Source organism: Caballeronia sp. DA-9 (assembly GCF_051615025.1).
Taxonomy (GTDB): domain Bacteria; phylum Pseudomonadota; class Gammaproteobacteria; order Burkholderiales; family Burkholderiaceae; genus Caballeronia; species Caballeronia sordidicola.
On the sequence record NZ_CP195133.1, the window covers coordinates 356,451 to 379,349 of the forward strand.

Genomic DNA, 22,899 nt, shown 5'->3' on the forward strand with positions numbered 1-22,899 from the left:
TTCATGCTAGCCGTGCTTAAAGGCTTCTAGCTTTGCCAATCGCCAGAAATTACCCTCTTGCAACTCAACTGCAACTCAGAGGGAAAAATGGCGACGTTCAGCCAACGCAACGGCCGCTGGCAAGTGAAAATAAGCCGAAAGGGGTTTCCTGCCCAATACAAGTCGTTTTCGACAAAAACAGAGGGGCAGGTTTGGGCTCGCGCAGTCGAAGCTGCGATGGACGATGGAACGTGGGTCGATCCAGCAGGCACAACCGACATTACATTTCGTAATATTCTTGAGCGTTACAAAATGTCGGTCACACCGACAAAGTCCAGTAGGCGCAGTGAGGAATACCGCATCGGCAAAATTATGCGGCACAAGATTGCCGAGTACAGCATGCGCAATCTCACGACCAGCATACTTGCCGAGTATCGCGATCAACGTCTCAAAGAGGCGTCAAACGCATGCGTCTGCCGCGAGCTTGCGACGATCAGTGCTGTTATCACGCACGCGCAACGCGAATGGGGTCTCAGTATCAACAATCCGGCAAAGCTTGTGAAGAAGCCGCGATTACCGCCTGGTCGAAACCGGTTGGTGAAACCTACAGAGCTTGAACGGCTGTTGCATGAACTGAATGCAGAGCGCCACGAATTGCGCAGTAAATGGCTTGTGCCGCTGGCGAAGCTTGCGCTTGAGACAGCGATGCGACAGGGCGAACTGCTGTCCCTTCTATGGAAGCACGTTGATTTCGAAGAGCGGACCGCCTATCTGCCCTTAACAAAGAACGGTAAGAATCGCTATGTTCCGTTGAGCAGCGCAGCGCTCGCGATTCTGGAGAGTCTGGATCGTGTTGACGAGCGCGTTATTCCGATCAGCCAGAATGTCGTGTTGTGTGCGTGGCCGCGAGCATGCAAGCGTGCCGGAGTCGAAGACTTTCACTTTCACGATCTGCGGCACATGGCAACGAGCAATCTTGCAAAGAAACTGCCGAACGTGATCGAACTCGCGTCGGTGACGGGACATTCCAATGTGCAGATGCTGAAGCGCTACTATCACGTATCAGCAAGGGAGCTTGCTCAAAAGCTCGGCTGAGAATGAAACCGGACCTGCTTGTTGTTCGCGTTATGAGTTTGTGTACAGCGTAAACAACGGAAATGAAGCGAGAAGTTGTTGTCTGTGTAAGCCTCGCTGCCCGACCTTCCATTAAGAAACAAAGGGCGACAGCGAGACCATCGGATTTAAATTGGCTTAGCGTTGAGCTTTGCCAGTTGCTGTTGCAGCTTCTGCATCTTATGTTGGATGTCGGCGCGCTTGGCAGCGACCGTCTGGCGCTTGGCCGCTTTCTTTTGCGCGTCGATTCGCTGCTTCTCAAGGTCTGCGATCTCGGAAAGGTTAGGCTGGGCCAGAATTTCTTGGTATCTCATGACTATCGTCTCCATCGTTGTATGCCGGTATTTATGCGGCCGGAGACCGTGATCGACCAACAAGGGGCGTTCGCGTTTTGCGTAAGCGGCCATACAACATCGAGCAGAAGTGTTACTTTTTACTATTCGCGCGGACCATTTTCATCGCAGCAATTACTGGTTCGATGAAGAACATGCGACCGGGCTTGCCATGCATATCCGTTGGCATCAATGGGGTAAGCACTGGGGCGCCTTCTCCATTCGGCCTGGAGATGTTCCACATTACGACCTCGGTTGCACCGGAAGCATCCGCCCCGACTACATGGAGTTGTTCCCCAATAATGGGCAGGGCGCGAATCGGGCGGTCGTTATGTTCTTTGAGATCACGTATCCAAGTTTCGCTTGTCCAGATCATTGCATAAGCCTTGAGATAGAACGCGCGGTCGGCGACATTTCGCCAAAAGAGAAACTTGTCAGCTTGATCGGCAAAGGCGGTCGACATGAAGTCAATTTGCGTCCAATCCTTGTCATAAAGAACAAGCATTGCCATGTGATTTCCATGATGCTCGAATGTGAACTGAGCCATCTTGGCTTGCACCGCCACAACCTCGGCAAGCGATGTGGGCTTCGGAGCCGCCGCCAATTCTTCCTTTAGCCGTAGCAATGCCGGCGGTGGCTTGTAATCCGGGTCTGCGTCCATTCGCACAGTGGAATGCTTTCCGATGCCAGGCTTGCCGAATTTCATGAAGCGGACCCTTGCAACATCGGTCGATGAAGGATCGACCTCGGTCGGATGTGGAATGGAAGCGTCTAGCGCGGAATTCAGGTGTGCAGCAAGATCGCTACAGACTCGATGGAGTTGAGAGTATGCGTACGTGAGTGCGTAGATGAGCTCGCAATCAGGCAGTGAGTTCGCTACCCACAAACGTTGAATCTTGAGTACAGCGGCATCGGCAATTCCGGGCGGCAGCTTGCGGAGCGCCGCCTGAAGCAGCTGCTCGATGTCCGCCTTCAGCAAATCTTTTCGACCAGTCTCAAGAAGCATGTCCTCGTCGGAAACATAGGAGAAGAGCACAGTTGCTCGCAGTGTGCTCTGCATTTCTAAGTCGCCTTCCTTCTCGATAACGTTTCTTGCGTCCTTGGCCCAACACATCACCCGATCGTCTGCCCAAGACTGAAGTACATTTGCCTTATACCACGTATCGAAGTCTGGAATCGTCGCTTTGTTTTTCTGGATGATAAAGGTAACTGTGCGGGATGTTTGGAGAAACTGATTGGTATTCAGTCGAAAGAGATCTGGTGAAAAATAAGCTTCACCGCAGTTGCGCAACAACTGGGCGAGATCACGGAGGCGGCGTTCCCATGGGCGCATGATGCTTTAATGTGGTGCGCTTTTCGGCGCTTGTAGGTGGGCGATATTCTGCGGCATCCTGTGATGCTCCGCAGCCACATTGTCAACGATCTGGCGGAAGACGTCGAGCGACCGAAACTGGCCGGGGTGCCGACTTTGCATCTTGCATGCGTAGCTTCAACCTCCGGGGGCGATCGGCAGCACGCGACGAGGATTCAAGCGGTCGATGCAACACAATGAGCGCTGCATAAGCAGCGGGAGTGTTGCAAATGAAGCAGAGGCGCCGGATATATTACAGCGAGAGCCAGAAAGCGTGGATGTGGGAGCGATGGCGTGCAAAAGAGTCGCTGCAGCATACTGCCGGGCTTTTTAATCGAAATCATTCGTCGGTACAGGGAATTCTGGCGCAAACTGGAGGAATCCAGCCCGCGCCACGGCGACGATCAAGGCTGGCGCTAACGCTTACTGAGCGCGCAAGCCCACCACCAATTACTTCGCGGCGAATCCACTGCGCATAGTCTCGCTTACGGCTTCAATTTGTGCGTCCAATTCGCCCGCCGCGATAGCGGCCTTCAGTGCTTCGAGCGTAGGGATCAGATTGTCGGTTGAGCCAACTTCGATTGCCGTTTTTCCCTTCGCAAGTTCCAGCGTTTTCGCGCCGTAGCGGACCTGGATGCAGAGCTTGCCGTTTTCGGCGGTGAACCACCAGGCGCGAACGCGCTTCTGCACTTCCACGTTACGGCGTTCGCCGGTTTCCACATCCTTCACGGAACGGTACTTCGTGGGCGAGAATGACGTGCCTGCTTGCTGTGCCTTGGCGAGCTCCGTCTGTTCCCAGATCTTCGCGATCAGCCGGTTACGGCGTTGCACGATTTGCGGCAAAGCGCCGGGACGTTTCGTTGCGACAAGCTTCAGGGTGTTCAGCGTGCTCATGTAATCCTCTCCTGTGTGTGTATGCAGGAGAGGATGCGTTCGACCAACTAAGAGATCAAGAAAAGAATGACATACGCTTCGCATTTCTGATCAAGCTTATGACGAAGAACGTAGGAAGGCTGAATCCAATAATAGCAGTCGGCCCTTGCGGCTAGCTCGCTCAACGGATTGTCGTCGACTGAGCCGACTTTAAAACTCCCTTCAGCTCGCTGCGACGTTCCGCTGGGCTATGTGCATACGGCAACTGGTTGCGCATCCGCGTCTCAACCTCATTTGAATCTAGTCCAGCGCGGAAATAGGAACAGGCGAGAACGAACCATTCGTCATGGCCTTCACCGTCAGCGCATTGTTGCCAGCGTGCTTCGGCGCGCTCGATAATACGATCCGCTCTGCTGTTCTCGGTGTCGGCTTCTACGCGTGCAGCGTTCTCGCGGTTCTTTATTGCATCGATCAAAGCCTTCAGTTTTGTGCCTCTGTTGACCGTAGTTTCGACTTCGACATATTCGGGCAGCTCGACGGTTATGTTTTCGATTGCGTGAAGTACGCTCCATACGGGCTGATGCCAGCACCTGATATCGAAGAACGACCACTTTTTGCCGAATACGGACTGGCAAGGGGCATAGTAAAAGCTGTTGGCAGGGCGCTTGCTGACGTCAAGGCCAGAATTTCTAGCTTGCTCTGCTTTATTGGGAGAGCGACCGACGAACCAGCCATCGGAACGTACGCGGTCTGCGAGGACGTCCCAAAGCGCTTCGGCAATCTCAACCGTTACAGGTCTGTCGAATGGGATCACGATACGGAAACGCAGAGTGTTTTCCTTGCCGTTGTTGAAGCTGTTGTAGGTGAAGTGCTTGATGTCGCTGAATATCGCGCTTGCCCGTTGCCACAACAGCATGCCGCTATCAAAGTCAAGCTGGATTCCGGTGACGTATTCGATGTCGGCCTTTCCCTTGGTCCGACTATCGGACCTGAAGGACACGAAGTTCAATAACGAGTTGTCCTTCTTGCCTCCGTACTTAACGTCAAAAGCCTCTTTGAAAAGCGCAAGCACTTCGTCCCAACGAGTCGCTGTTGCAGAAGTGAGTTCGTTGTTACGCGAATAGATCGACGACTCGTGAGTTACGAAAATGCCTTCGTCTATGGTATTTTTTGTAACTTGCTCCAGCGCCAGCAGGTATGCATTCTCCCGCTGCTTGGATTCCTTGTTGCGCTCAGTCTGGCTTTTCTTGATTTGTTGTTTGGGGCGACCTCGTGTCTTCTGCGCTTCGCCCCATGCGCTTTCGACCTGATCGAGGGCGAACACCTTTGCGTTGGGGAACAGTTCGCTAAGAAAGTCAGCCTGATCTTTGTCGCCAACTACGATACGGACGGTTTCCGTTGAGTGTGGCACACGTAGCGATGTTCGCATCACAGCCTGATACATTGTCTCAAGTGCTTTTGCACGCTTTAGACTGCGGTCATCGACGCCAAATCTCCGCGCGACAAATTCGAAGTGTGCAGGGACGTCGTTAAGCGCACTGAGAAAGGCGATGTTATTGACTTCGCGGTATTCGTTGATGCCGTGGCAGATGTTGCTGATACGCGTGCTGTTCTCAACCTTCCATTCGGAATCGTCCACATCGTTGTTTGCGACCCATAGAGACCGCTCGCCTTGGAACAGTTCGTCTACAGAAACGCTAAGGTTGTCAAATCGATTCGATACTCTGTCGCGTAGACTCTTCGACCAACTGCAGCCAGAAAAATAGTGGATTTCGATGCGACGCTTGGCAAGCTCGGTGTGGGCCTTCTTGAGCACGAATTTTTTGTCGTCCTGGAATTCGACGCCGTAGTGTTCCCACAACGCGTACATCATGGATGACTTCGCGTTCGCACCCATGATGCGACACGTATTCCAGCCATGGAATGCTTCTGGCATCAAGATCGTGTGCATCTGCAACTGATATTCGTTGTAGTCGCGTGTGTTCCATCTGGCCTTGTTTAGGTACTTTTTTCGACCCACATCAAGCGCAGCGCCGAGAAAATCGCGAACGTCCTTGCCCTTCAGAAAAATGTCTGTCCCCGCCAAACCAGCTTCGAGCATCTCTTCCAGCAGAACATTGCTGCCCGGTCGGACGCTGAACTCAAGGAGATGGTTGTCGCCGAAGTCGGTTACGTCGAAATGCTGCTCGATGAACTCGTGATGCTTCTTCACATTTAGGTAGGTTGTGCTGTCCACCTGAGGAATTTCATCGAAGAACAAATGAAGCTTGCGGCGGGTGGCGTCGCTCACGTGGTGCTGATTCGCAAAGAACGTATGATGCGTCGTGATGACCACGCCGCCTGTCTTCTGGCCCGCTAGCTTGCGAGCCGCCTGCTGATAGACCGCATATGTTTTGCCGGCCATTTTGGGATCGTCATTTGAGACATAGGTGACGGGAACCCCCAGCGACCTAAGTTGTGTGGCTGTCTCCTCACAGAGCCGTTTTGTCGGTTGTGCGATTACGAACTTGAGGTTAGCGGTATGTGATTCGCTGATGTGTCGGATCATCGCTTGGGTCTTGCCTGAGCCGCAGACTCCATCAACGAGATAGATTTTGGTTGTGCTGTCCATATTTTTATTGTTGTAAGACTGTTAGATGACGGGAGCGCTCCCGACCTACCTATTTAGCAAAGACCGTAGCCAACCAAATCGAATGCGGGGCTGTAACCCCCCGCTTCCGATGCGCTCTAACAGTGTTCAACAATAAGACTGGATTGACCCGAAGCGGGTCTTCAGATTGCTGCAACAGGAATTGCTCCTGCCACATCTATTTATGAAGCCGCAGCGCTACCGATACTGCGTACATATCTGTACGTGTAGGTCAACCGGCATCAGCGTTCGCGCTAGCGTGGCCGCTGATATTTCATTTGCCTGTTCAACGAACGTAACTGTTCGCCGACAGTGCGAAACCAAAGCAAATTACAAAAACCTTTGGTTGTCGCAAGTGCTTGTTTTCGCTGACGTCTGCGCAATGTCAATCTTCTGTTGATCTGTATAACTAAAGAATACATCCTCCGGGCATGGATTTTATTTGCTCAGGGGAATTCATGAAGCAGGCCAAGACATTCACCGAAAAGGAACTCAAGCAGGTACTGACCTACATCTCGTTGCGGCGGCATGCGCTACGTAATCGAGTGATGGTGCTACTGACGCACTGGGCCGGTATGCGTGTTGGGGAGGTCGCCGCGTTGCTCGTGCGCGACGTGCTCGATACCGAAGGTTCGATCAAGTCAGAAATCCGGCTTGCGCCAGAACAGACCAAGGGCCGACATGCACGTACCGTGTTCTTGGGGCAGAAATTGCGGCGCGAGCTGGCTGCGTACGTCGCGAGCTTGAAGAATCCGAAGCCCGATAGGCCGCTGTTCTATACGCAGAAGCGGGCGGGGTTCACGGCCAACACGCTATGTCAGTACTTCCACTGGCTCTACAAGGAAGCAGGAATTCAAGGCGCCAGCAGTCATTCAGGCCGGCGCTCGTTCATCACTAATCTGGCAAGCAAGGGCGTAGGCGTTCGCGTGTTGATGTCGCTTGCGGGGCATCGAGATATTTCGACAACGCAGCGATACATCGACGTCAACGACGATATGCAGCGCAAGGCCGTGGATCTCGTGTGATGAGCCGCGCGAATCTTGCTCAGATAGAAGCACGTCGGCGGTTCGCTCTCGAGTTCAGGCACGAGAATAGGGCCGACCTAACACACATATTAGGTAAAGCATGGTCACTTGGGCAGGACATACATCGCGTCGATGATCAACAGTATTTCGAGAAAGCAGTTCAGCTATTCAATCGGCGCATCGGCATCACCCGGTTCGCGCCGTCTACGAAGCAAGACCTGTTCAGAGTAGCAGGTGTTTAGGATAATGATGGAGAAAGTCTCATGGCAAATTGCGCAGGTCGTATTCGCAATCAGGCAGGGCAACACTCGGCCAATATCTACCGGTGCACCAAATGCGGTGCTGTCGGATGCAGGGATCATCGCTGCTCAAGCCATAACTGGAGCAGCAACGACGGATGCCTGCGTTGCGGCAGTCACGGTACGATGAAGGCCGTCGCCTGATGTTGATTCAACCGACAGTTGGGCGGAAGTCAGATGCCCTTTGCTGCCCTTGAAAAAGCCTCGGCCAGTTTGTCGAAGTGTTTGAGCGCGGCGGGCGTGAGTTCGATCTGCTTGCGTCGTGTGTCCTCTGTATCGCCGAGGGTGAGCCAGCCTTTTTCACGCATCGACTTGAGGCGCGCGTGCAGCGTAGCTGGCGAACCGAGTTCGCTTTGTGCCATCAATTCACGTACTGACAGACGTTCATTGGCCTGCGACATGCGCGCGACGAATTCAAGGATCTTCTCTTCGAGCGGATCGAGCACTGGAAGCGAGGGCAGGCCGCGCAGGGCTTCGGTGAGTTGCAGGAATCGTAGGTAAATATCAGCAGGGCGTGTCATGACTGGCTATACGCTCCGTTGAATGGAAAGCGTTGCGAGGCGAGAAAGCTGGAGCGAATGCATCTAGATCACGCATCGACTTGGGGAATTTTACTGCAATGGCTAACTGGCGCTTGCATCTGCTGTCAATCCTTGGCACGGTCGTGGCATTCGTCTTGTCCCTGTGGATCAATCAGGAAGTCTTCACGCATTCCGAATTCGTGCGCGGCGTGAACTGGATTTATCTGCCGTCCGGTGTCAGGTTGCTTGGCACATTGTTACTGGGCGCAGATGGTGCGATTGGATTGCTCATCGCAAGCTGGCTCGTCGATTTCCTGTACTTCTTCCCCCATGATCCGATTCGATCGATCGCTGGCGGCATTATTGCGACCGTTGCGCCTTATGGGGTCTACCGCTTAGGGCGCGAACACTATGGTCTGCAAGCTTCGTTGATCAATCTCACACCGATACGATTACTGACCCTCGCAGTTGCGTTTTCCGTTGCTAATCCGCTGCTGACTAACATTTGGCTGGTGCTCTGCGGAGCCACCACACACATTGCTGAACGATTCTTCGCCATGTTCGTAGGCGATCTGTCCGGTGCGATCATCGTGCTATATGCGATGAGGGCTGTATTGTCGTTCCTGCCGCGACCGGCTCGACGCTGACGGACGAGCAGATGCTCAGGCAGTGCCTTGGGTAATCTGCTTAGACTCCATCGCAGAAAGCGCCTCGATGAAAATGCTCTGCAAGGCCGGTAACGCGTCTTGGAGGGTTTCATATAGCCCCTTCTCACGGCTCAACTGTTCCAGTCGTATCCGGTACAGTCGAGCGACTTCGCACGGTTTGTCGATCGGAACGAGAAAATATTCTCCGCGTCGGGCTTTGGTTTCTTCAATGTCTTCGACCAGCCCGCGCTCTTGCAGATCGAAAGCGGCTCCGATTGCCTGACCACGGCTGCATCCGAGCAGTTGATGCAGCTTGTCCAACGAGATAGCGCCCGTTGATAACGCAATGTCTAGCGCCCCCGCAGCGAACACCGAAGTGTCGATCGTCTTTGCCAGTGCGTTGGCGTAGCGGCCTTGGTACAGAGACATGAAATTATGGAAGTGGGTGATCGCGAACATCTCTTGCAGTAAGTGGTCGTGCATGGTCCGAGCCGAACGAAGGTTGTCTAGCGCTATAAATTTCATATCTGTTATGGAAATTATAGCGGAAGCGGGGCCAAGCGCAAGAGGCATGCAAGTCGAACGTGGCACCGATTGCCTGACCGCGATTGCTTCGAGCAGCTGCATCTTGCTGAGCGAGTTTCGCGGACGGGACAGCCCGACGTCGAGCGCTTTCGCGGCGAACACGGATGTATTGAGGGTTGTTGCAAGGGCAGTTGTACACCGGCCTTGGTACAGCGACATGAAATTGTGAAAGCGCGTGATCGCGACCATGTGATCCAAGCTACAAGACTTCGTATCGGAGCAGCATCATGTGATGCCGGGGTACAAGGAGGGTAGCGAGGGGGCTTTGGATCATCAAGAAAAGGTTGATGCGGTAGGGTCCTACGAACTCGTTGCTTGGTTCGTGCGCTAGGTTAAACGTAGCGCTGGCCAGGGTACGAGGCCGCCGTCTTGCGAGTAGTCCGACTATCGGACGTCGATGTGCTGACTTACATGCGGGTCCTCAACTGGCGGTAGGTCGCAACGGGTGTCGTCGGCTTTACCACAAATGACCAACCCAACAACGACAATGCAGGCGATGCCAACAATGCCGGGCGAGCAAGCGCTGCCTACTGCGGACACCTACATATCAGACTCTACTTGAGAACATGCTGGCGAACGAGAGCAAGAATCCGATGGCGGGTCTGAGTACTGGATCAATGGGTTACATGCCGCGTTCAGGTGGCATGATGAGCCCTGGCTACATCGTGCCCGGCATGTACTGAAGTCGATTAAATCTACTTCAAGGCACGTTCTTCGATGCCGTAATACAAAGAAGCTGCGTTTGCAGCTTCTTTTCATTGGGTGAAAGATGAGTGACGGGAACGAGATCCAGCTGACGGCAGACGACTTCATAATCCGCGACCCCTATGAGGAAACGTTCGTAGACGTGTACCGGAAGGTCATGGAGCATTTGATCCATCTTTTCTGCAGGGCGATGAACAAGGGCTGGTCGAACGAATATTTCGTTAAGAACGGCCGCGAGCTTTTCATGACCAACATCGCCAAGCCGCTGTTCGACGACAATGATTTTGATCCGAGGTCCATGGAGCCGCCTCGCAGCTACCTGCGTGATGAGCTTCTCTTGGTCTATGTGCGGTTCGCTTGCGCTTGGGCGATTACGGCTAACAGAGCCAATGACGCAGGCGAGGAACGCAAGAGTTGGCTGTGTTTGTGTCGTGCCCAGCATCGGCTTGGGCGTGCGAACCAGATTGCTGATCTTCCAGCAAAAATAAAGCATGTCGCGACGAAGGTTTCCAGTGCCGGTGGTCGTGGAAGAGCCGCCAAACGCAATCCGTTGAAGGAATACGCGAGGAACCTGGCCCTAAAAGGTTCCTACACCTCGCAGAGCCACGCGGCTAAGAGGATCGTCGCGCGCGTGATGGAACACGCGAAGGAAACAGGTGATCCGTGGAATCCCAAAGACCCGGTTCGCTCCGTTGAAAGAATGTTGGAAGGGTTGGACGTGCGACGCACTGTCAAATAACACACCACCTGCTTGGCACGTGGTGTAACAGCAATCTCCCTATCCGGATAATTCGTTTTGTCCCAGCGCTGACGACAAACAACTTAACCCTACGAGGAGATTAAACCAAATGCACACGCGAGTTAATACCGAAACCCAAGAAAACAGCATCGTCGGCGCATCTATTGCAGGTGTTTTGGATACTGACGCGATTCATGGTCCTGAAGCTGAGAATGCGGCATTGATTGAGTTCGCTAGCCAAGATATCAAGAAGGCACCCAAGCCGTTTGATGTTAAAGAGGTTTTTGGTAAGGGTGATCCCAATTACTCGCCCAGCATCGCGCCATTCGATCCGGCAACTGATAAAACTGTGTTGGCATTTCGTGAAACCATCGCAGAATGCGAGAGCAAGGGCGACGGTTATCGCAGCGCTTTGAACGAGACTCTCGCTGTCGCGTATGCCGCGTATTACATGTATGAAGCAAAGGCTGGCAAATACGCGAAAGATGCGATTTTCGAGTTCCTGAAGTCACGCGTCAAGGAATACACGAAGAACAAAACCGGAGCCGAGCACATGATTCTTGAGCTTACTTTCGGTGAAATGACCACGGCAACGAAGTCGCAGCGTGCCCGTCTTTTCCGCCTCGCGTATTCCAAAGCAGAAGGTCACGTGACGCCAGCGCGCTTCTTGAAATGGTTGGACGGGAAGGGCGGGATCGTTAATGCTCTGAAGCCCAAGAATCCGAAAAGCCCTGAGACCATGGCAAAAGAGCGGCAGACACGCCTTGAAAGTACCCGTCTTAAGGTGCATACGTATGTTCTCGGCGAGGTCAAAGATATCCCTGTGAAGGGTCTCGGACCTGCTTCTGACAAAGCGCTCGCTCTTGCTGTTATCGAGCGCAATGCAGACGGTACGTTTGTCGTTCTCGGCTTCACTGACGATGAGTTTGCGCTTAATACTGCATGCAACGCATACGGCAAAACTATCAAGTGAGTGCTGTCGCCCCTCGCCAACTCGATTCAATCTAATTGGCGAAACCGCAAGACGATCAACGCCATGCAGATCAAGCTCGATTTCATGTAAGGCGGCGGAATATGGCACGGCAAGTCGATTCAATCGACTTGCCAGCGTGTTAGGTTTTTCGATGAGTCGCAAAATGTAACGCAGTCGGCGATGTTAGCTGCCGTCTGCGCAGCTCGCAAGAATGTCGCTTTGGCGCGCTTTGTAGGTTTGCACATGCTCCGCGTTGAAGCCGCGCAGCCAGACGCTTGGTGACGTTTCTGGCAGGCCGTAATTACGTTATCCAAACAACAAGGACCAACTGTATGGCTTGAAGGATATCGCTCGAAGGATAGGGTCGTGTTTGACTGGGAGCCATTCAGTTTCGCCGTTGATCGAGATCGAACGGAACTCCGGGGCAACCAAGTAGGCGGTTTTGCTTTCCCGACTGAAAAGTAATTTCAAGAAATAGGATGCGATGCTCATCGTATTTCGCTTTTCGATGACAACGGCTTTCGCGTAGTAGTGAGTGTACCAATCGGTTAGCTGATCGATATTGCCCATTGTGGCGATTCTGTAGTCGACCATGAACGTCTTTTTAGCGACGTTGTCGGCTTCGATCTGAATTTTTACCGTGGCACCTAAGCCCGACAAACCTAAGACGGGTAGGTTATCTGGAAGTGCCGGGGGCATTTTGTATGCCACCACCCCTTCCCCGATCATCGGACTATCGCCGATGTTCAGTTTGGTGACTGTAAAATTCGAGTAGTCAAATTCATCCGTGGAGCTTTGTTCATGCCGCAAATTCTGCGCGGTCATCATGCCTTGATGCGTATAGACTGATTCATCGAAAAAATTCGATGTATGTTTGCCTTGTTTGTCAAAGGCAAATGACAAGACGACATTGTCTAGTCCCTTGTCACCTGAATTTTTAAGATTGAACTCGATCGGTATGAAGATCGAATCAACTTTCGCGATGTCTGCATTCGAAGAGACGAAGATCTCGGTTGTTTGATCCGTGTTAATGGGTGGGGCACCTTCAAATGCAATTTCCACATCGGATTTTTGGAACGTCCCTTGCAGAACGGCTATATGATACACGGCGACAAGGGCTAGAATTCCTGCGATTACACCGACGATCGCGATGACATCGCTTCGTCCAAAGTTTTTAAAGGGGTTATTAAGTTTTATTTTCATGGGAAATGGTGCTTGTAACCTTGGATTGTTCCGGCTTGGCCGGTATAGTATTCAACGGCCGTTTACAGCGAAACTGAAGGCTTTACGAGCGTGGCGGTAAGCCGTCAGCTTGTGATGCGGTGACGCTTTGCACTTGCGCTGCTGTGAAGCAGCGTAGCCAGACGCTTGGCAATTCTTCTGCCAGCCAGTAGGGCAAATTGTCGGTTGCACCGACACCTGCAGGCGATCAGCGACTGGGGCTTGCTGCAACTAGCGCATGTGGTATCGATATCGCTCGGAGCGTAGCTTGCGCCGATGAGTCTCTGGCACGCTCGGCAGCGCTGCCCATGCTCCGCGTTGGAGCTGCGCTGCCAGACGCTTGGTGACGTATCCGGCAGTTCAGCAATTGAATTCGTTGCCGCGCGCAGGGATGATCAAAAGGCTTTTACGCGGATGCAAAATCCTTGCTGCCTGGATAGTCCTTGAGGGCTGCGATGATTTGCGCCCCCAGCTTGAGTGCTTCGTCAGCCTGTTCTGAACTGACTGTTTGCGCGTGCATCGCTGCATTGCAGACCGCGAGCACGTTCCGCAACGGCGACCGCAAGTAATTCAACGTATTGTCCGATCCAGCCAGCAAATCGAACATCTTGTCGATTGATAGAAACTTACGTTGCGATAGTGAAGAGATGTTGCGGTCCGATGAATCAAGCCGACGGCCAAGGATGTTACGAACAAGGCGCTCAATATCGATTCGGACCTTGGCGAGCGCATATGTGACATCGTCCGACTGCAGTTCTGCCTCCACATCATCGGCTCGCTGTCGGCCGGGGGCCTTCAGATTCTCCTCAACCTTCTCCTGCTGTCGCCGGAGTTCATCAGCGCCTGGTAGGTGCACGTTGACGTGCTGACTGATCGCGTTGGTGCTAATAACCGAGACAGTATTGCGAACTTCATTCTTGAACTCGCGAAGCTCTTCTTTCACGGCAGTGGCTTCCTCTTTCGCGTCCTTGATTTCTCGCTCTAACTCGATCAGTGATCCGATCTTGATCTTGCTAAAGAAGGGTAGAAAAAGGAAGAAAAGGGTGAGACCGACGAAAAGCGCATCACCGATAAGAAGATCTCCCTTCGGCGGAAAGCCAGCCTTCGCAACAAAGCCGATGCCGAAGTAAAGCGCCACGATCCAAGAGGGGACTGCGAGCCACCAGTTCATAGTCTTGCGTTCAACAATACGTTGTTTACGAGATCAGTGATTAAGTCCTCGGCTTGCGCTGAAGTGAAGGTCACTGCAGACGGATGCGCAGCCATGTTTCTTCGGTCAAGGCGTTCTTGAAGTATCTTGTATATTGACTTGTCGACGATGGAGGCGGTTCGACAGACATCGATCACTTGTCGCTCACCGTATTCCTGGAAGTCGGTGCGCTTGACGATCTCCGGGAGTTTGGGATGGACTTTCGTCCTGTTCGCGTTGAAAGCCGTCAAGTGAGCGTCGAAGATCCGGTCGCACAAGTGTGAGTACGCCAAGTTCCAGCCCATCACGATCGCGGCGCGATGGGCCTTACCTGTGAAGCACGTAATCGTTTCGTCGAGGAATGTCCGTTGATCTTTATTTGTAACGGATGACAGCAAACCAGTCAGTAGTGCTGTCACTGCCGTGTTCGTCTTTCGACTAATGAGCTTGCCAACCTGCTCGCGTACCGCTGCAGACAGTCGATAACCCTGGCCATCCTTCAGCAAACGAGCAGGACGATCCGTAGACAACCGATGCACTATTGAGTGAATGTTACTCGGCTTCGGTTCATGGGCCGCCTCAAAGCAGCTCAATAGATCGGTGGGGCCGAACTTCGGCTTACCACCGTTCTCGTGCAAATACCAGCCGAAGATTTCAACCTTATCTGTAAAGCTCTTCCCGCCAAAGCCATTAATTTGACTTACGAACGCCAGAAGATCACTCACTGACCGTTGCCCATCTTGGTTGTCACGTAGCCCTCGCCGACGTGGTTGATGGTGTAGTGACCTTTCTAAGCACCTTTGCTGAATCGCTTGTCACGAGTCGCCGCAAGCTCTCTCATCGGCTGAACGGGGTTAGTCGGCAGCGCCCATCCCATTACCTTATATGCGGTGTACATGTGATCGATGCTAACGTCATTGACGGTCTTGTAGGTCTTTAGCCAGAACGCTGCGCAGAGGTACTTCTGCATATCGTTCTTAGGCTCTTTTTGCTCGACGAATTCTGCAAAGGTGGGCGTCTCGTCATCAAACCTGATGTCCACGAGGCTCGGCGCCGCCATCTTCGGTGGCTTTCTCTGCTTTTTGGGCGCGGCAGGAGCGGAAACAGTGGACTCTTCTTCCTGCTCGACCTCTTCGACCTGATCAAGGTCGTCCGACGGCTCACTAGAATCATCCATTACGACCTCAGCAACGCTTCGTGTCGTGCCGACGCGTTGCTGCAGTCGCGGAGCGGCGACAACTGGCGGTCGAGAAAGAGCGGCAGTGATGCTCTTGAGGCTTTCCTGCAGCGACATGTCGCTGCCTTCCAGTTCGAACTCGATGATCCGAACTTTCATCTTTCCGTTCTGATCGGCCTTTGGCGGCTGCTTTCCCATCGCATCCCCTCACATGGACATGATCCCCAAATACTACATCTCTTATGGCACGTCTTGTGACGCGACATAAGGCAACGTGCGTCATCAGTGGCTGTATGACCGCGTTGGTTCTAGAGCTCTTTTCAGTTATCGCCGCGCGATCGCCTGGACACGGCGCGCGCCGATGATTTTTTGAAGCGCAATTCTGGCTCGCTCAAGCGTCATGGCGTCCCGCAGGTAGCCGTCCTCAAAGACCTCACGGCTCTTGTCAGATTCGATGCGACACCGGATTGAGATCTCTTGCAAGCACAACGGGAGCGAGTCGTCTCTTGCCAGTCCGGCTTTGGAGGCCCAGAGGACTATTGCCGATTCTGAGAGACCAAGCAATGGTGCAGGCCATGCGCGCGCTTGATTGACGTCTCGCAAAATACTGCGTTCGAATCGAACCTTCTCTTTAAATGACAGTTTCATCGCATTCGTCCAATGTCCATGCCGCAACAGACCGAATCCAGCGTAAAGCGCGTTCCCCGAGATCAAGAGCGCGTCTCCGATCCAGGTCGGGCGGCGGAGCACCGCGGGTGACCGAATGGCGGGCAGCGATTAATAGCATATATTCGTCATCGCTCAGAGGAAACGGAATGCTAGGGATGGCGACCCGCATGGGAGACCGCGGGCCGAAAATTGGCTTGTTACCCACCCGCGTCGATGCTACCAATGCGGTGTTTCGGCAGCAGACGTACAAGATGCCACCCTCGTAGATAATGGTCGACTCTGGGTCTCGCAGCGAGGCGGCAGCCTCGGTCGCGATTTCCAGCAGTTCCATCATGTCTTTTCTTGCGCCGACGTAACGTGCTGGCCTGCCGAGCGATTCGACGAAACTTCCGGCGGCGTCAGACCACACAGGCTTGGATTCCAGGTATAAGTGCCAAGCGAAAAGATGGCCGGCCTCAAACATTTCGCGCAGCCGCCGCTCGCTGTAGAGCGAAATGTCACTTTTGTTCGCCTGGAGCAGGTCGGAAATCTGAGTGTCCGCCTGCGATCGATCGCCTGCTCGCGAAGTATCGACGACGTATAAAACATCTAGGTCGCTGGCCGCTCCGTCATCGCCGCGAGCGTGAGAACCAAAGAGGCGAATTTCTCGCACATAGGCTGTCTGTAGGCTCATCGATGCGACAGAAAGCGAAAAATCATGTTCGTGAAAAGGCCCAGTGAGACATAGCGAAACGTCGCAATCGCAACAGCGAGCCCGTCTGGCACTTGTTCAGTGAACTTGACCGGTGCGTCGAGAAAGATATAAGTCGCCACGAGAATACCGCGCCATGCCAGATGTAGGTTTTGACCTAACGACTGCGCCAAGTCGACACCAGGGCCAAGGATGAAAACAAGCAACCCGAGCAGAACCACGGTGACAAGCATTGAGCGAAGAAAGCGCCATGGATGTTCGCCGTGGCCCCAGAACCACCAATCACAGGTCAACCAAACAGATCGAAGAAGATGGCCTACCCGTTCCCACGGAGTGTATTTGTCAACGTACCACTGAGTTTCGCCGAACGCCGCTTCAACATGGAACTGCCGTTCCGCCCTTAATTCCTCGCGAATGACCAGCCGGGTCGCGCGGACATCACCTAGACTCCCGGCATTTACGCGAGCTGCAGCCATGAAATCTCGTCGCAAGTTCGGACGAGCGGGCGCGCTCGCAATAAGCTCTTTCGCTTCCAGATGAGTCTCGAAAAATTGCGCATAGTCGAACTTGCACTGGGAAAACACGGCGCCGCGAAAGTTAGACCGGCTACATTTGACGGCCCTGAAGTCGCACTCCTCGAAAGTAGCGTCGCGGAAATAGGCATCTTCAAATTCGCAAAAGGAAAAATCGCAATTTTTAAAGTGGACTTTTCCGGCTGACACATGTTTGAACTTGACGTGCTGGTATTTCCCGTCGGTAACGGTGCCAGAGAACTTCACGCCTTCCGCCCGTCGGATCGGAAACTCGGAATATTGCGCGGGAGGCTCAGTCCCGCCGGTGTGTGGCTGATCGTTCATGGGCTGGCGTTGATGCAATTAGACGGAAACGACTTGCATTGTGCCCCGTTAGTTTAACGTACAGAGTCTCGTCGTACGGCTACTGTGATGTTGGCGGGTTGGACTGCGCCAGTAGTGTGGCTCACAACGGTGCCTGCATCCGCTTGCTCAATCTAAGCATTTCTTCTCGCGGCAAGTGTCGGTCGAACCGACACGCTGTCACTCATCACGCTTCTCATCAACAAATGAGATCACTCCTTTACATCGGGAAAAACATGTCATATGATTCTCTCATTGCCACTCATCAATAGAGGAGAGTCGTGATGAAGGCTTGCATTGAGTTTGATGACGCGCTGCTGGCGAAGGCGCTGAGTGAGTGTATCGAGCGGAAGATTAATTTCGACGCGTTCATTGAAGAAGCGATTCGCGACGCGTTAGACGAGCCAGATGAGAGCGACGCAAGGGATTTGGATATCACTGGGATTGTCGCTAGGGCGGTTGACCACGCTAGGGCCTTGCCAGCGGATGCCACCTTTCATACCGATGGCGTGTGCCTACCGGATGATTGGAAGGCGCTGAACGCTGGTGAGCGCAAAATTTTCGGCAAAGCATTTCGTAAGGCCGTTGAGGGCAGCACGCCGCAGATCGCAGTCCATGTGGGCCGAACGAGCGGAAACAAGGCAATCTATAAGCGCGTGTAGTAAAGGAACAGTCGCCATCCGAAGGGGAAGACATGCAAATCTCAAGAAACGAGCAGAAGAAAGCCGAAGTCCTCGCGTATCTAAACGAGACGGTGTTCAATCCGATTCTCGACTCAGATCATGCTTCTTCGAAGCTCAAGGCTGGCATCCGTATGACGTTGGCGCGAATGAGTGGTCGCGACGCAGCCGGAATCGTCCATTTTTTCTGGGCCGCAGTGACAGGAACGGAAAGGAGTGTGTCGTTTGCGCGTCAGATGCGGGAAGAGGGCTTTACACGCTTTGAAGAGATCATCGAGCCCTTCCGCGAGCGCTTCAATGACAAATGGTTGCGGAGCTGAGCGGGTCACTCATATCGAGTTGTCTGCGCTCGGGTCAAACTCGTCGATTTCCGGGCCCATCGAAATCGCGTCGTTCGGGCACTCGGGCTCGCTGACGTCGCGATTGTGCCCAAACGTCTTGTTACTCATGGCTTGGCGTGCTGCCTGGACTTTGCGCGCTGCAAAATTTGCAACTTCTGTGCAACTCAGCGGCAACACGCAAACATGAATTTCGGGGAATTTTGCATGACCGTGCGGAAGGCTGAAAAGCTATAATGTATTGTTTTTTCTAGCAAAGTTGCGGCAGCATGGCCCTGTTTATTACCGACGAGTGCATCAATTGCGACGTGTGCGAGCCCGAGTGCCCGAACGACGCCATATCGATGGGTGTCGACATCTATGTGATCGACCCGAACAAGTGCACCGAATGCGTCGGACACTTCGACGAACCGCAATGCCAGCAGGTTTGCCCGGTCGAGTGCATTCCGCGCGACCCGGCGCATGACGAAAATCCCATCCAGTTGATGGCGAAATATCACGCGTTGATGAAGGCGAAGGGCGCGTGAACTAGCGCCCGGCGTGGTTACAGCACCGCGCGCAACGCGGCCAGGAGCGCGTCGCATTCGGCGTCGGTGCCAATGGTGATTCGCAGATGCTGATCGATGCGCGGCAGCTTGAAATGCCGCACAAAAATTTCCTTCTCCTTCAGGCTCGCCGCGAGCGCGGCGGCGTCTCGCGCCGGATGGCGCGCGAATACGAAATTCGCAGCCGATGGTACGACATCGAATCCCAAAGCCTTTAATTCCCCCGATAACCGCTCGCGGCTTGCGATCACCTTCGCGCAGGTACTGCGAAAATGCGCGTCGTCCTCGAATGCCGCGATGGCCGCGACTTGCGCCAGCCGGTCCAGCGGATACGAGTTGAAACTGTCCTTCACCCGCGTGAGCGCCTCGATCAGCGCTTCATGACCAAGTGCATATCCCACGCGCATGCCGGCCAGCGAACGCGCCTTCGACAACGTCTGAACGACCAGCAGATTCGGATGTTCATCGACCAAGGCTGCTGCGGATTGCGCGCCGAAATCCACATACGCTTCATCGATCACGACAACCGAATCCGGATTGGCCGCGAGCAGGACCCTAATCTCATCGAGCGGCAAAGCGCGGCCCGTGGGCGCGTTCGGATTCGGCAACAACACGCCGCCATTGGGCGCACGATAATCATCGACATCGATGCCGAAATCCGCGTTCAGCGGCACAGCGTCGAACGCGACGCCATACAACTGCGCGTACACCGGGTAAAAGCTGTAGGTGATGTCGGGGAAGCGGATCGGCGCGTCATGCTTGAGCAGCGCCTGGAACGCATGCGCTAGGACTTCATCGGAGCCGTTGCCAACGAACACCTGTTCCGCGCGCAACCCGTGATGCCGGGCAATGGTCTCGCGCAAGGCGCGCGCGGTTGGATCGGGATATTTGCGCAGCGAATCACCGTCGTTCCCGAGTTCGCGATGAATGGCATCCATAACGCGCGGCGACGGCGGATACGGATTTTCGTTCGTGTTGAGCTTCACGGGACGCGCAAGCGCGGGTTGTTCACCCGGCACATACGGCGTCAGCTTGCCAACAATGTCGCTCCAGAAACGGCTCACGTTTCGCTCCTTGCTGTGCAATGGTGTTCAGCCGGCGCGATGCAGATTCATCATCGCGCGCTCCATCTCGTTGTTGATCGCAAACGGCATGACCGCGAGCGCCCGTTCAATCGATGCATCGATCACGTCCTGTTCTTCGCGGCGCGGCGGTTTCAGCACGAAGTTGGCGACGTCGGGTTTCGCACCGGCGCGCGAAGCTTCGGGAATCAGATCGCGCGGATGCCCGATGCCAATGCGCAACCGCCAATATTGCTGCGACGAAAGATGCGCGGAAATATCCTTCAAGCCGTTATGGCCGCCGCTGCCGCCGCCAAGCTTCAGCTTGACGGTACCCGGCGACAAATCGAGTTCATCGTGCGCGACGAGAATCTCGTCCGGCAGGATCTTGAAGAACTGCGCGACGGCCACGACCGATTGCCCCGATCGATTCATGAACGTCTGCGGCTCGAGCAGATGAATTTCGTTGCCGTTGAGCCGGCCGCGCCCGTAATGGCCGTGAAACCGGCGTTCGTCGCGCAACGAGGCGCCTGCGTCGCGCGCCAGTTGATCGACAAACCAGAAGCCGGCGTTGTGACGCGTCGCGGTGTATTCGGCGCCCGGATTGCCGAGCCCGACGATCAGTTTGATCATGTTCAGTCGTGGTGGTGCACGTGCTCGCGATTGCACAGCAAGCCAGCAACCCAGCTAGAAAAAGGCTAAAAAAAACCCGCCGGAGCAGAGCAACGGCGGGTCGCTTTGTCCACTCCAAAGAGTGGACTCAAGCGTACAGGCTTGGGCGTACTTATGCAGCCGGCTTGTCGCCTTCGCTTGCAGCAGCATCGCCCGAAGCAGCTTCGTCGGACACAACGGCAGCCGGAATGGTCGCCGAAGCGATAACCGGGTTTTCTGCGTCGAGGTGAGCGACCAGCGCCACGCCCTTCGGCAAGACGATGTCCTTCACGTGCAACGCCTGACCCGCTTCGATCTTGGCCAGATCGAGTTCGACGAATTCCGGCAGGTCAGCCGGCAGACATTCGATTTCGATTTCGTTCAGCACGTGGGTGATGACCGCGCCAGCCGTCTTCACGGCCGGGTTCGTTTCCTGATTCAGGAAGTGAACCGGAACCTTGGTGTGCAGCTTCTTCGATGAATCGACACGTTGGAAGTCAACGTGCAGGACCATCTGCTTGAACGGATGGTATTGCACGTCGCGCAGCAGGACTTGTTGCGTCTTGCCGGCCACTTCCAGTTCGAGAATCGACGAATGGAAAACTTCTTTCTTCAGCGCGTGCCAAAGGGCGTTGTGATCGAGTTCAACAGCCAGAGCTTCAGCGTTTGCGCCATATACGATACCCGGCGTCTTGCCCGAGTTACGCAGGCGGCGGCTCGCACCCGTACCTTGCAGATTGCGCTCAAAAGCGACTACTTTCATGATTCAACTCCATAATCTGCCCGCGACCAGGCAGTGAAAACGGGGCTGTCCGCGAAAGCGTCCAGCCCCAGAGCAGCGGTTCAGGCCTTCGTTCGTCTGAACCGATTACGCGATATTGCGAAGCTATTCGCCCCGCTCAACCGCAAATACTTTCAACCTTCTTCAACCTTCTGCGAACAGCGACATGACCGAGTCGCCGCGCCTGATCCGCGAGAACGTTTCGGCCAGCAATCCCGCGCTCGACAGGACACGCACCTTCGAGCACCCGCGCGCTTCGTCCGAGAGGGGAATGGTGTCGGTCACCACGAGTTCATCAAGCTCCGACGCCGAGATCCGCTCACCCGCGCCGCCCGACAATACCGGGTGCGTGGCATACGCGAACACTTTCGTCGCGCCGCGTTGCTTCAAAACCTGTGCTGCCTTGCAGAGCGTGCCGGCTGTGTCGACCATGTCGTCCATGATCACGCACGTGCGGCCTTCCACTTCACCGATGATGTTCATCACTTCAGCGACGTTCGCCTTCGGGCGACGCTTGTCGATGATCGCGAGATCGGTGTTGAGTTGCTTGGCCAGCGCCCGTGCGCGAATCACGCCGCCCACGTCAGGCGACACAACCAGCAGGTTTTCGTGATTTTGCTTGCGCAGATCGCCGAGCAGAACAGGCGTTGCGTAAATATTGTCGACCGGAATGTCGAAAAAACCCTGGATCTGGTCGGCGTGGAGGTCCATGGTGATGACACGATCCACACCTGCAATTTCCAGCATGTTCGCTACGACTTTCGCCGAGATGGCGACGCGAGCTGAACGTGGACGGCGATCCTGGCGGGCATAACCAAAGTACGGGATGGCGGCGGTGATCCGGCCAGCGGATGCGCGCTTGAGCGCATCGACCATGATCATGAGTTCCATCAGCGTGTCGTTGGTCGGCGCGCAAGTGGACTGCAGCACGAACACGTCCTTGCCACGCACGTTTTCCTGGATCTCGACCATGATTTCGCCGTCGGAGAAGCGGCTGACCATTGCCTTGCCAAGCGGGATTCCAAGGATCTTGACGACTTCCTGTGCAAGCGCGGGATTCGCGTTGCCAGTGAATACCATCAGGCCGTCACTGCTCATCGTGCACCTGTTTCTTGGCTGGGGCGAGAGGAAAAACGCGAGAAATTAATGGCAGGGGAAGAAGGATTCGAACCTTCGCATGCTGGAATCAAAATCCAGTGCCTTAACCAACTTGGCGACTCCCCTACACTAACTTTGAGTTCTGCCGGGTA

Annotated in this window: 25 protein-coding genes, 1 tRNA gene and 1 pseudogene; 9 read left to right on the forward strand and 18 right to left on the reverse strand. The window is 54.3% G+C overall.

What is annotated here, in order from left to right:
• The first annotated feature begins 87 nt into the window (after window positions 1-87).
• On the forward strand, window positions 88-1,074 hold the full coding sequence (locus tag ACRWA7_RS17840; protein ID WP_438395242.1) for a site-specific integrase: 987 nt from the start codon (window positions 88-90) through the stop codon (window positions 1,072-1,074).
• A gap of 146 nt (window positions 1,075-1,220) precedes the next feature.
• Here ACRWA7_RS17840 and ACRWA7_RS17845 read toward each other — a convergent pair whose 3' ends face one another.
• Both ACRWA7_RS17845 and ACRWA7_RS17850 read right to left on the reverse strand, forming a co-directional pair.
• Window positions 1,221-1,406 (reverse strand): hypothetical protein, encoded by a 186-nt coding sequence (locus ACRWA7_RS17845; RefSeq protein WP_187619207.1) that lies wholly within the window; start codon window positions 1,404-1,406, stop codon window positions 1,221-1,223.
• Between the two features lie 112 nt (window positions 1,407-1,518).
• Window positions 1,519-2,757 carry a hypothetical protein gene (locus ACRWA7_RS17850; RefSeq protein ID WP_438395244.1) on the reverse strand — a complete coding sequence of 413 codons (1,239 nt, stop codon included), beginning with the start codon at window positions 2,755-2,757 and terminating at the stop codon, window positions 1,519-1,521.
• A gap of 248 nt (window positions 2,758-3,005) precedes the next feature.
• Here ACRWA7_RS17850 and ACRWA7_RS17855 point away from each other — a divergent pair.
• Window positions 3,006-3,209 (forward strand): annotated as a pseudogene (locus tag ACRWA7_RS17855) (IS30 family transposase); the annotation flags it as partial.
• Window positions 3,210-3,225: 16 nt separating this feature from the next.
• On the opposite strand, the gene ACRWA7_RS17860 reads toward ACRWA7_RS17855, so the two are convergent.
• Entirely contained in the window at window positions 3,226-3,669 is a 444-nt protein-coding gene (locus ACRWA7_RS17860) for a DUF6641 family protein (RefSeq protein WP_438395246.1), read from the reverse strand.
• 160 nt (window positions 3,670-3,829) lie between these two features.
• Complete coding sequence (locus ACRWA7_RS17865; RefSeq protein WP_438395248.1) at window positions 3,830-6,259, reverse strand: hypothetical protein; 2,430 nt, start codon at window positions 6,257-6,259, stop codon at window positions 3,830-3,832.
• Window positions 6,260-6,735: 476 nt separating this feature from the next.
• Between ACRWA7_RS17865 and ACRWA7_RS17870 the strand changes: the two genes are divergently transcribed.
• Window positions 6,736-7,302, forward strand: coding sequence for a tyrosine-type recombinase/integrase (locus ACRWA7_RS17870; RefSeq protein WP_438395250.1), 567 nt, complete (start codon window positions 6,736-6,738; stop codon window positions 7,300-7,302).
• A gap of 472 nt (window positions 7,303-7,774) precedes the next feature.
• Here ACRWA7_RS17870 and ACRWA7_RS17875 read toward each other — a convergent pair whose 3' ends face one another.
• Window positions 7,775-8,122 (reverse strand): winged helix-turn-helix domain-containing protein, encoded by a 348-nt coding sequence (locus ACRWA7_RS17875; RefSeq protein ID WP_438395252.1) that lies wholly within the window; start codon window positions 8,120-8,122, stop codon window positions 7,775-7,777.
• A 98-nt stretch (window positions 8,123-8,220) separates the two neighbouring features.
• On the opposite strand from ACRWA7_RS17875, the gene ACRWA7_RS17880 reads away from it, so the two are divergent.
• Window positions 8,221-8,769: a hypothetical protein gene (locus tag ACRWA7_RS17880; RefSeq protein ID WP_438395254.1), complete on the forward strand. Its 549-nt coding sequence runs from the start codon at window positions 8,221-8,223 to the stop codon at window positions 8,767-8,769.
• A gap of 15 nt (window positions 8,770-8,784) precedes the next feature.
• Here the strand turns inward: ACRWA7_RS17880 and ACRWA7_RS17885 are convergent, their stop codons facing one another.
• Window positions 8,785-9,543 carry a hypothetical protein gene (locus ACRWA7_RS17885; protein ID WP_438395255.1) on the reverse strand — a complete coding sequence of 253 codons (759 nt, stop codon included), beginning with the start codon at window positions 9,541-9,543 and terminating at the stop codon, window positions 8,785-8,787.
• A 580-nt stretch (window positions 9,544-10,123) separates the two neighbouring features.
• Here ACRWA7_RS17885 and ACRWA7_RS17890 point away from each other — a divergent pair.
• Both ACRWA7_RS17890 and ACRWA7_RS17895 read left to right on the forward strand, forming a co-directional pair.
• Entirely contained in the window at window positions 10,124-10,798 is a 675-nt protein-coding gene (locus ACRWA7_RS17890) for a hypothetical protein (RefSeq protein WP_438395256.1), read from the forward strand.
• Window positions 10,799-10,907: 109 nt separating this feature from the next.
• Complete coding sequence (locus ACRWA7_RS17895; RefSeq protein WP_438395257.1) at window positions 10,908-11,771, forward strand: hypothetical protein; 864 nt, start codon at window positions 10,908-10,910, stop codon at window positions 11,769-11,771.
• A 306-nt stretch (window positions 11,772-12,077) separates the two neighbouring features.
• Here ACRWA7_RS17895 and ACRWA7_RS17900 read toward each other — a convergent pair whose 3' ends face one another.
• From ACRWA7_RS17900 to ACRWA7_RS17930, 7 genes are all read right to left on the reverse strand, one after another.
• Window positions 12,078-12,974 (reverse strand): hypothetical protein, encoded by an 897-nt coding sequence (locus ACRWA7_RS17900; RefSeq protein WP_438395258.1) that lies wholly within the window; start codon window positions 12,972-12,974, stop codon window positions 12,078-12,080.
• A gap of 424 nt (window positions 12,975-13,398) precedes the next feature.
• Entirely contained in the window at window positions 13,399-14,163 is a 765-nt protein-coding gene (locus tag ACRWA7_RS17905; RefSeq protein WP_438395259.1) for a hypothetical protein, read from the reverse strand.
• Complete coding sequence (locus ACRWA7_RS17910; RefSeq protein WP_438395260.1) at window positions 14,160-14,906, reverse strand: hypothetical protein; 747 nt, start codon at window positions 14,904-14,906, stop codon at window positions 14,160-14,162. Before ACRWA7_RS17910 ends, ACRWA7_RS17905 begins: the two co-directional genes overlap by 4 nt.
• Window positions 14,907-14,971: 65 nt before the next feature.
• Window positions 14,972-15,556, reverse strand: a complete 585-nt coding sequence (locus ACRWA7_RS17915; RefSeq protein WP_438395262.1) for a hypothetical protein — start codon at window positions 15,554-15,556, stop codon at window positions 14,972-14,974.
• Between the two features lie 126 nt (window positions 15,557-15,682).
• Window positions 15,683-16,006 carry a hypothetical protein gene (locus ACRWA7_RS17920; protein WP_438395264.1) on the reverse strand — a complete coding sequence of 108 codons (324 nt, stop codon included), beginning with the start codon at window positions 16,004-16,006 and terminating at the stop codon, window positions 15,683-15,685.
• A complete protein-coding gene (locus ACRWA7_RS17925) occupies window positions 15,990-16,700 on the reverse strand; it encodes a nucleotidyltransferase domain-containing protein (protein ID WP_438395265.1) in 711 nt (236 codons plus the stop codon). Before ACRWA7_RS17925 ends, ACRWA7_RS17920 begins: the two co-directional genes overlap by 17 nt.
• A complete protein-coding gene (locus ACRWA7_RS17930) occupies window positions 16,697-17,575 on the reverse strand; it encodes a pentapeptide repeat-containing protein (RefSeq protein WP_438395266.1) in 879 nt (292 codons plus the stop codon). The genes ACRWA7_RS17925 and ACRWA7_RS17930 overlap by 4 nt, the downstream gene beginning before the upstream one ends.
• A gap of 302 nt (window positions 17,576-17,877) precedes the next feature.
• Between ACRWA7_RS17930 and ACRWA7_RS17935 the strand changes: the two genes are divergently transcribed.
• The 3 genes from ACRWA7_RS17935 to ACRWA7_RS17945 all read left to right on the forward strand — a co-directional run bounded on the left by ACRWA7_RS17935 (window position 17,878) and on the right by ACRWA7_RS17945 (window position 19,138).
• Entirely contained in the window at window positions 17,878-18,255 is a 378-nt protein-coding gene (locus tag ACRWA7_RS17935) for a hypothetical protein (protein ID WP_438395268.1), read from the forward strand.
• A gap of 32 nt (window positions 18,256-18,287) precedes the next feature.
• Window positions 18,288-18,593: a hypothetical protein gene (locus ACRWA7_RS17940; RefSeq protein ID WP_438395269.1), complete on the forward strand. Its 306-nt coding sequence runs from the start codon at window positions 18,288-18,290 to the stop codon at window positions 18,591-18,593.
• A gap of 287 nt (window positions 18,594-18,880) precedes the next feature.
• The gene (locus tag ACRWA7_RS17945) at window positions 18,881-19,138 is read left to right on the forward strand and encodes a YfhL family 4Fe-4S dicluster ferredoxin (protein WP_060817297.1); all 258 of its coding nucleotides are present in this window, start codon (window positions 18,881-18,883) and stop codon (window positions 19,136-19,138) included.
• A 17-nt stretch (window positions 19,139-19,155) separates the two neighbouring features.
• Here ACRWA7_RS17945 and hisC read toward each other — a convergent pair whose 3' ends face one another.
• The 5 genes from hisC to ACRWA7_RS17970 all read right to left on the reverse strand — a co-directional run bounded on the left by hisC (window position 19,156) and on the right by ACRWA7_RS17970 (window position 22,873).
• Window positions 19,156-20,220: a histidinol-phosphate transaminase gene (hisC, locus tag ACRWA7_RS17950; RefSeq protein ID WP_438395270.1), complete on the reverse strand. Its 1,065-nt coding sequence runs from the start codon at window positions 20,218-20,220 to the stop codon at window positions 19,156-19,158.
• A gap of 27 nt (window positions 20,221-20,247) precedes the next feature.
• Window positions 20,248-20,850 (reverse strand): aminoacyl-tRNA hydrolase, encoded by a 603-nt coding sequence (gene pth, locus ACRWA7_RS17955; RefSeq protein WP_060817295.1) that lies wholly within the window; start codon window positions 20,848-20,850, stop codon window positions 20,248-20,250.
• Between the two features lie 151 nt (window positions 20,851-21,001).
• Complete coding sequence (locus ACRWA7_RS17960; protein WP_060817294.1) at window positions 21,002-21,631, reverse strand: 50S ribosomal protein L25/general stress protein Ctc; 630 nt, start codon at window positions 21,629-21,631, stop codon at window positions 21,002-21,004.
• A 162-nt stretch (window positions 21,632-21,793) separates the two neighbouring features.
• A complete protein-coding gene (locus ACRWA7_RS17965) occupies window positions 21,794-22,747 on the reverse strand; it encodes a ribose-phosphate pyrophosphokinase (protein ID WP_060817293.1) in 954 nt (317 codons plus the stop codon).
• 49 nt (window positions 22,748-22,796) lie between these two features.
• Window positions 22,797-22,873, reverse strand: a tRNA-Gln gene (locus ACRWA7_RS17970).
• Window positions 22,874-22,899: the final 26 nt, after the last annotated feature.

Bases quoted from the DNA above. Each gene is read 5' to 3' on its own strand.
- ACRWA7_RS17945 (WP_060817297.1), top strand. From the start codon at position 18,881: ATGGCCCTGTTTATTACCGACGAGTGCATCAATTGCGACGTGTGCGAG.
- ACRWA7_RS17965 (WP_060817293.1), bottom strand. From the start codon at position 22,747: ATGAGCAGTGACGGCCTGATGGTATTCACTGGCAACGCGAATCCCGCG.
- pth (WP_060817295.1), bottom strand. From the start codon at position 20,850: ATGATCAAACTGATCGTCGGGCTCGGCAATCCGGGCGCCGAATACACC.
- ACRWA7_RS17870 (WP_438395250.1), top strand. From the start codon at position 6,736: ATGAAGCAGGCCAAGACATTCACCGAAAAGGAACTCAAGCAGGTACTG.
- ACRWA7_RS17905 (WP_438395259.1), bottom strand. From the start codon at position 14,163: ATGAACTGGTGGCTCGCAGTCCCCTCTTGGATCGTGGCGCTTTACTTC.
- ACRWA7_RS17860 (WP_438395246.1), bottom strand. From the start codon at position 3,669: ATGAGCACGCTGAACACCCTGAAGCTTGTCGCAACGAAACGTCCCGGC.
- ACRWA7_RS17885 (WP_438395255.1), bottom strand. From the start codon at position 9,543: ATGGTCGCGATCACGCGCTTTCACAATTTCATGTCGCTGTACCAAGGC.
- ACRWA7_RS17900 (WP_438395258.1), bottom strand. From the start codon at position 12,974: ATGAAAATAAAACTTAATAACCCCTTTAAAAACTTTGGACGAAGCGAT.
- ACRWA7_RS17890 (WP_438395256.1), top strand. From the start codon at position 10,124: ATGAGTGACGGGAACGAGATCCAGCTGACGGCAGACGACTTCATAATC.
- ACRWA7_RS17895 (WP_438395257.1), top strand. From the start codon at position 10,908: ATGCACACGCGAGTTAATACCGAAACCCAAGAAAACAGCATCGTCGGC.
- ACRWA7_RS17880 (WP_438395254.1), top strand. From the start codon at position 8,221: ATGGCTAACTGGCGCTTGCATCTGCTGTCAATCCTTGGCACGGTCGTG.
- ACRWA7_RS17930 (WP_438395266.1), bottom strand. From the start codon at position 17,575: ATGAACGATCAGCCACACACCGGCGGGACTGAGCCTCCCGCGCAATAT.
- ACRWA7_RS17840 (WP_438395242.1), top strand. From the start codon at position 88: ATGGCGACGTTCAGCCAACGCAACGGCCGCTGGCAAGTGAAAATAAGC.
- ACRWA7_RS17940 (WP_438395269.1), top strand. From the start codon at position 18,288: ATGCAAATCTCAAGAAACGAGCAGAAGAAAGCCGAAGTCCTCGCGTAT.
- ACRWA7_RS17865 (WP_438395248.1), bottom strand. From the start codon at position 6,259: ATGGACAGCACAACCAAAATCTATCTCGTTGATGGAGTCTGCGGCTCA.
- ACRWA7_RS17920 (WP_438395264.1), bottom strand. From the start codon at position 16,006: ATGAAACTGTCATTTAAAGAGAAGGTTCGATTCGAACGCAGTATTTTG.
- ACRWA7_RS17925 (WP_438395265.1), bottom strand. From the start codon at position 16,700: ATGAGCCTACAGACAGCCTATGTGCGAGAAATTCGCCTCTTTGGTTCT.
- ACRWA7_RS17935 (WP_438395268.1), top strand. From the start codon at position 17,878: ATGAAGGCTTGCATTGAGTTTGATGACGCGCTGCTGGCGAAGGCGCTG.
- ACRWA7_RS17915 (WP_438395262.1), bottom strand. From the start codon at position 15,556: ATGGGAAAGCAGCCGCCAAAGGCCGATCAGAACGGAAAGATGAAAGTT.
- ACRWA7_RS17960 (WP_060817294.1), bottom strand. From the start codon at position 21,631: ATGAAAGTAGTCGCTTTTGAGCGCAATCTGCAAGGTACGGGTGCGAGC.
- ACRWA7_RS17845 (WP_187619207.1), bottom strand. From the start codon at position 1,406: ATGAGATACCAAGAAATTCTGGCCCAGCCTAACCTTTCCGAGATCGCA.
- ACRWA7_RS17875 (WP_438395252.1), bottom strand. From the start codon at position 8,122: ATGACACGCCCTGCTGATATTTACCTACGATTCCTGCAACTCACCGAA.
- ACRWA7_RS17850 (WP_438395244.1), bottom strand. From the start codon at position 2,757: ATGCGCCCATGGGAACGCCGCCTCCGTGATCTCGCCCAGTTGTTGCGC.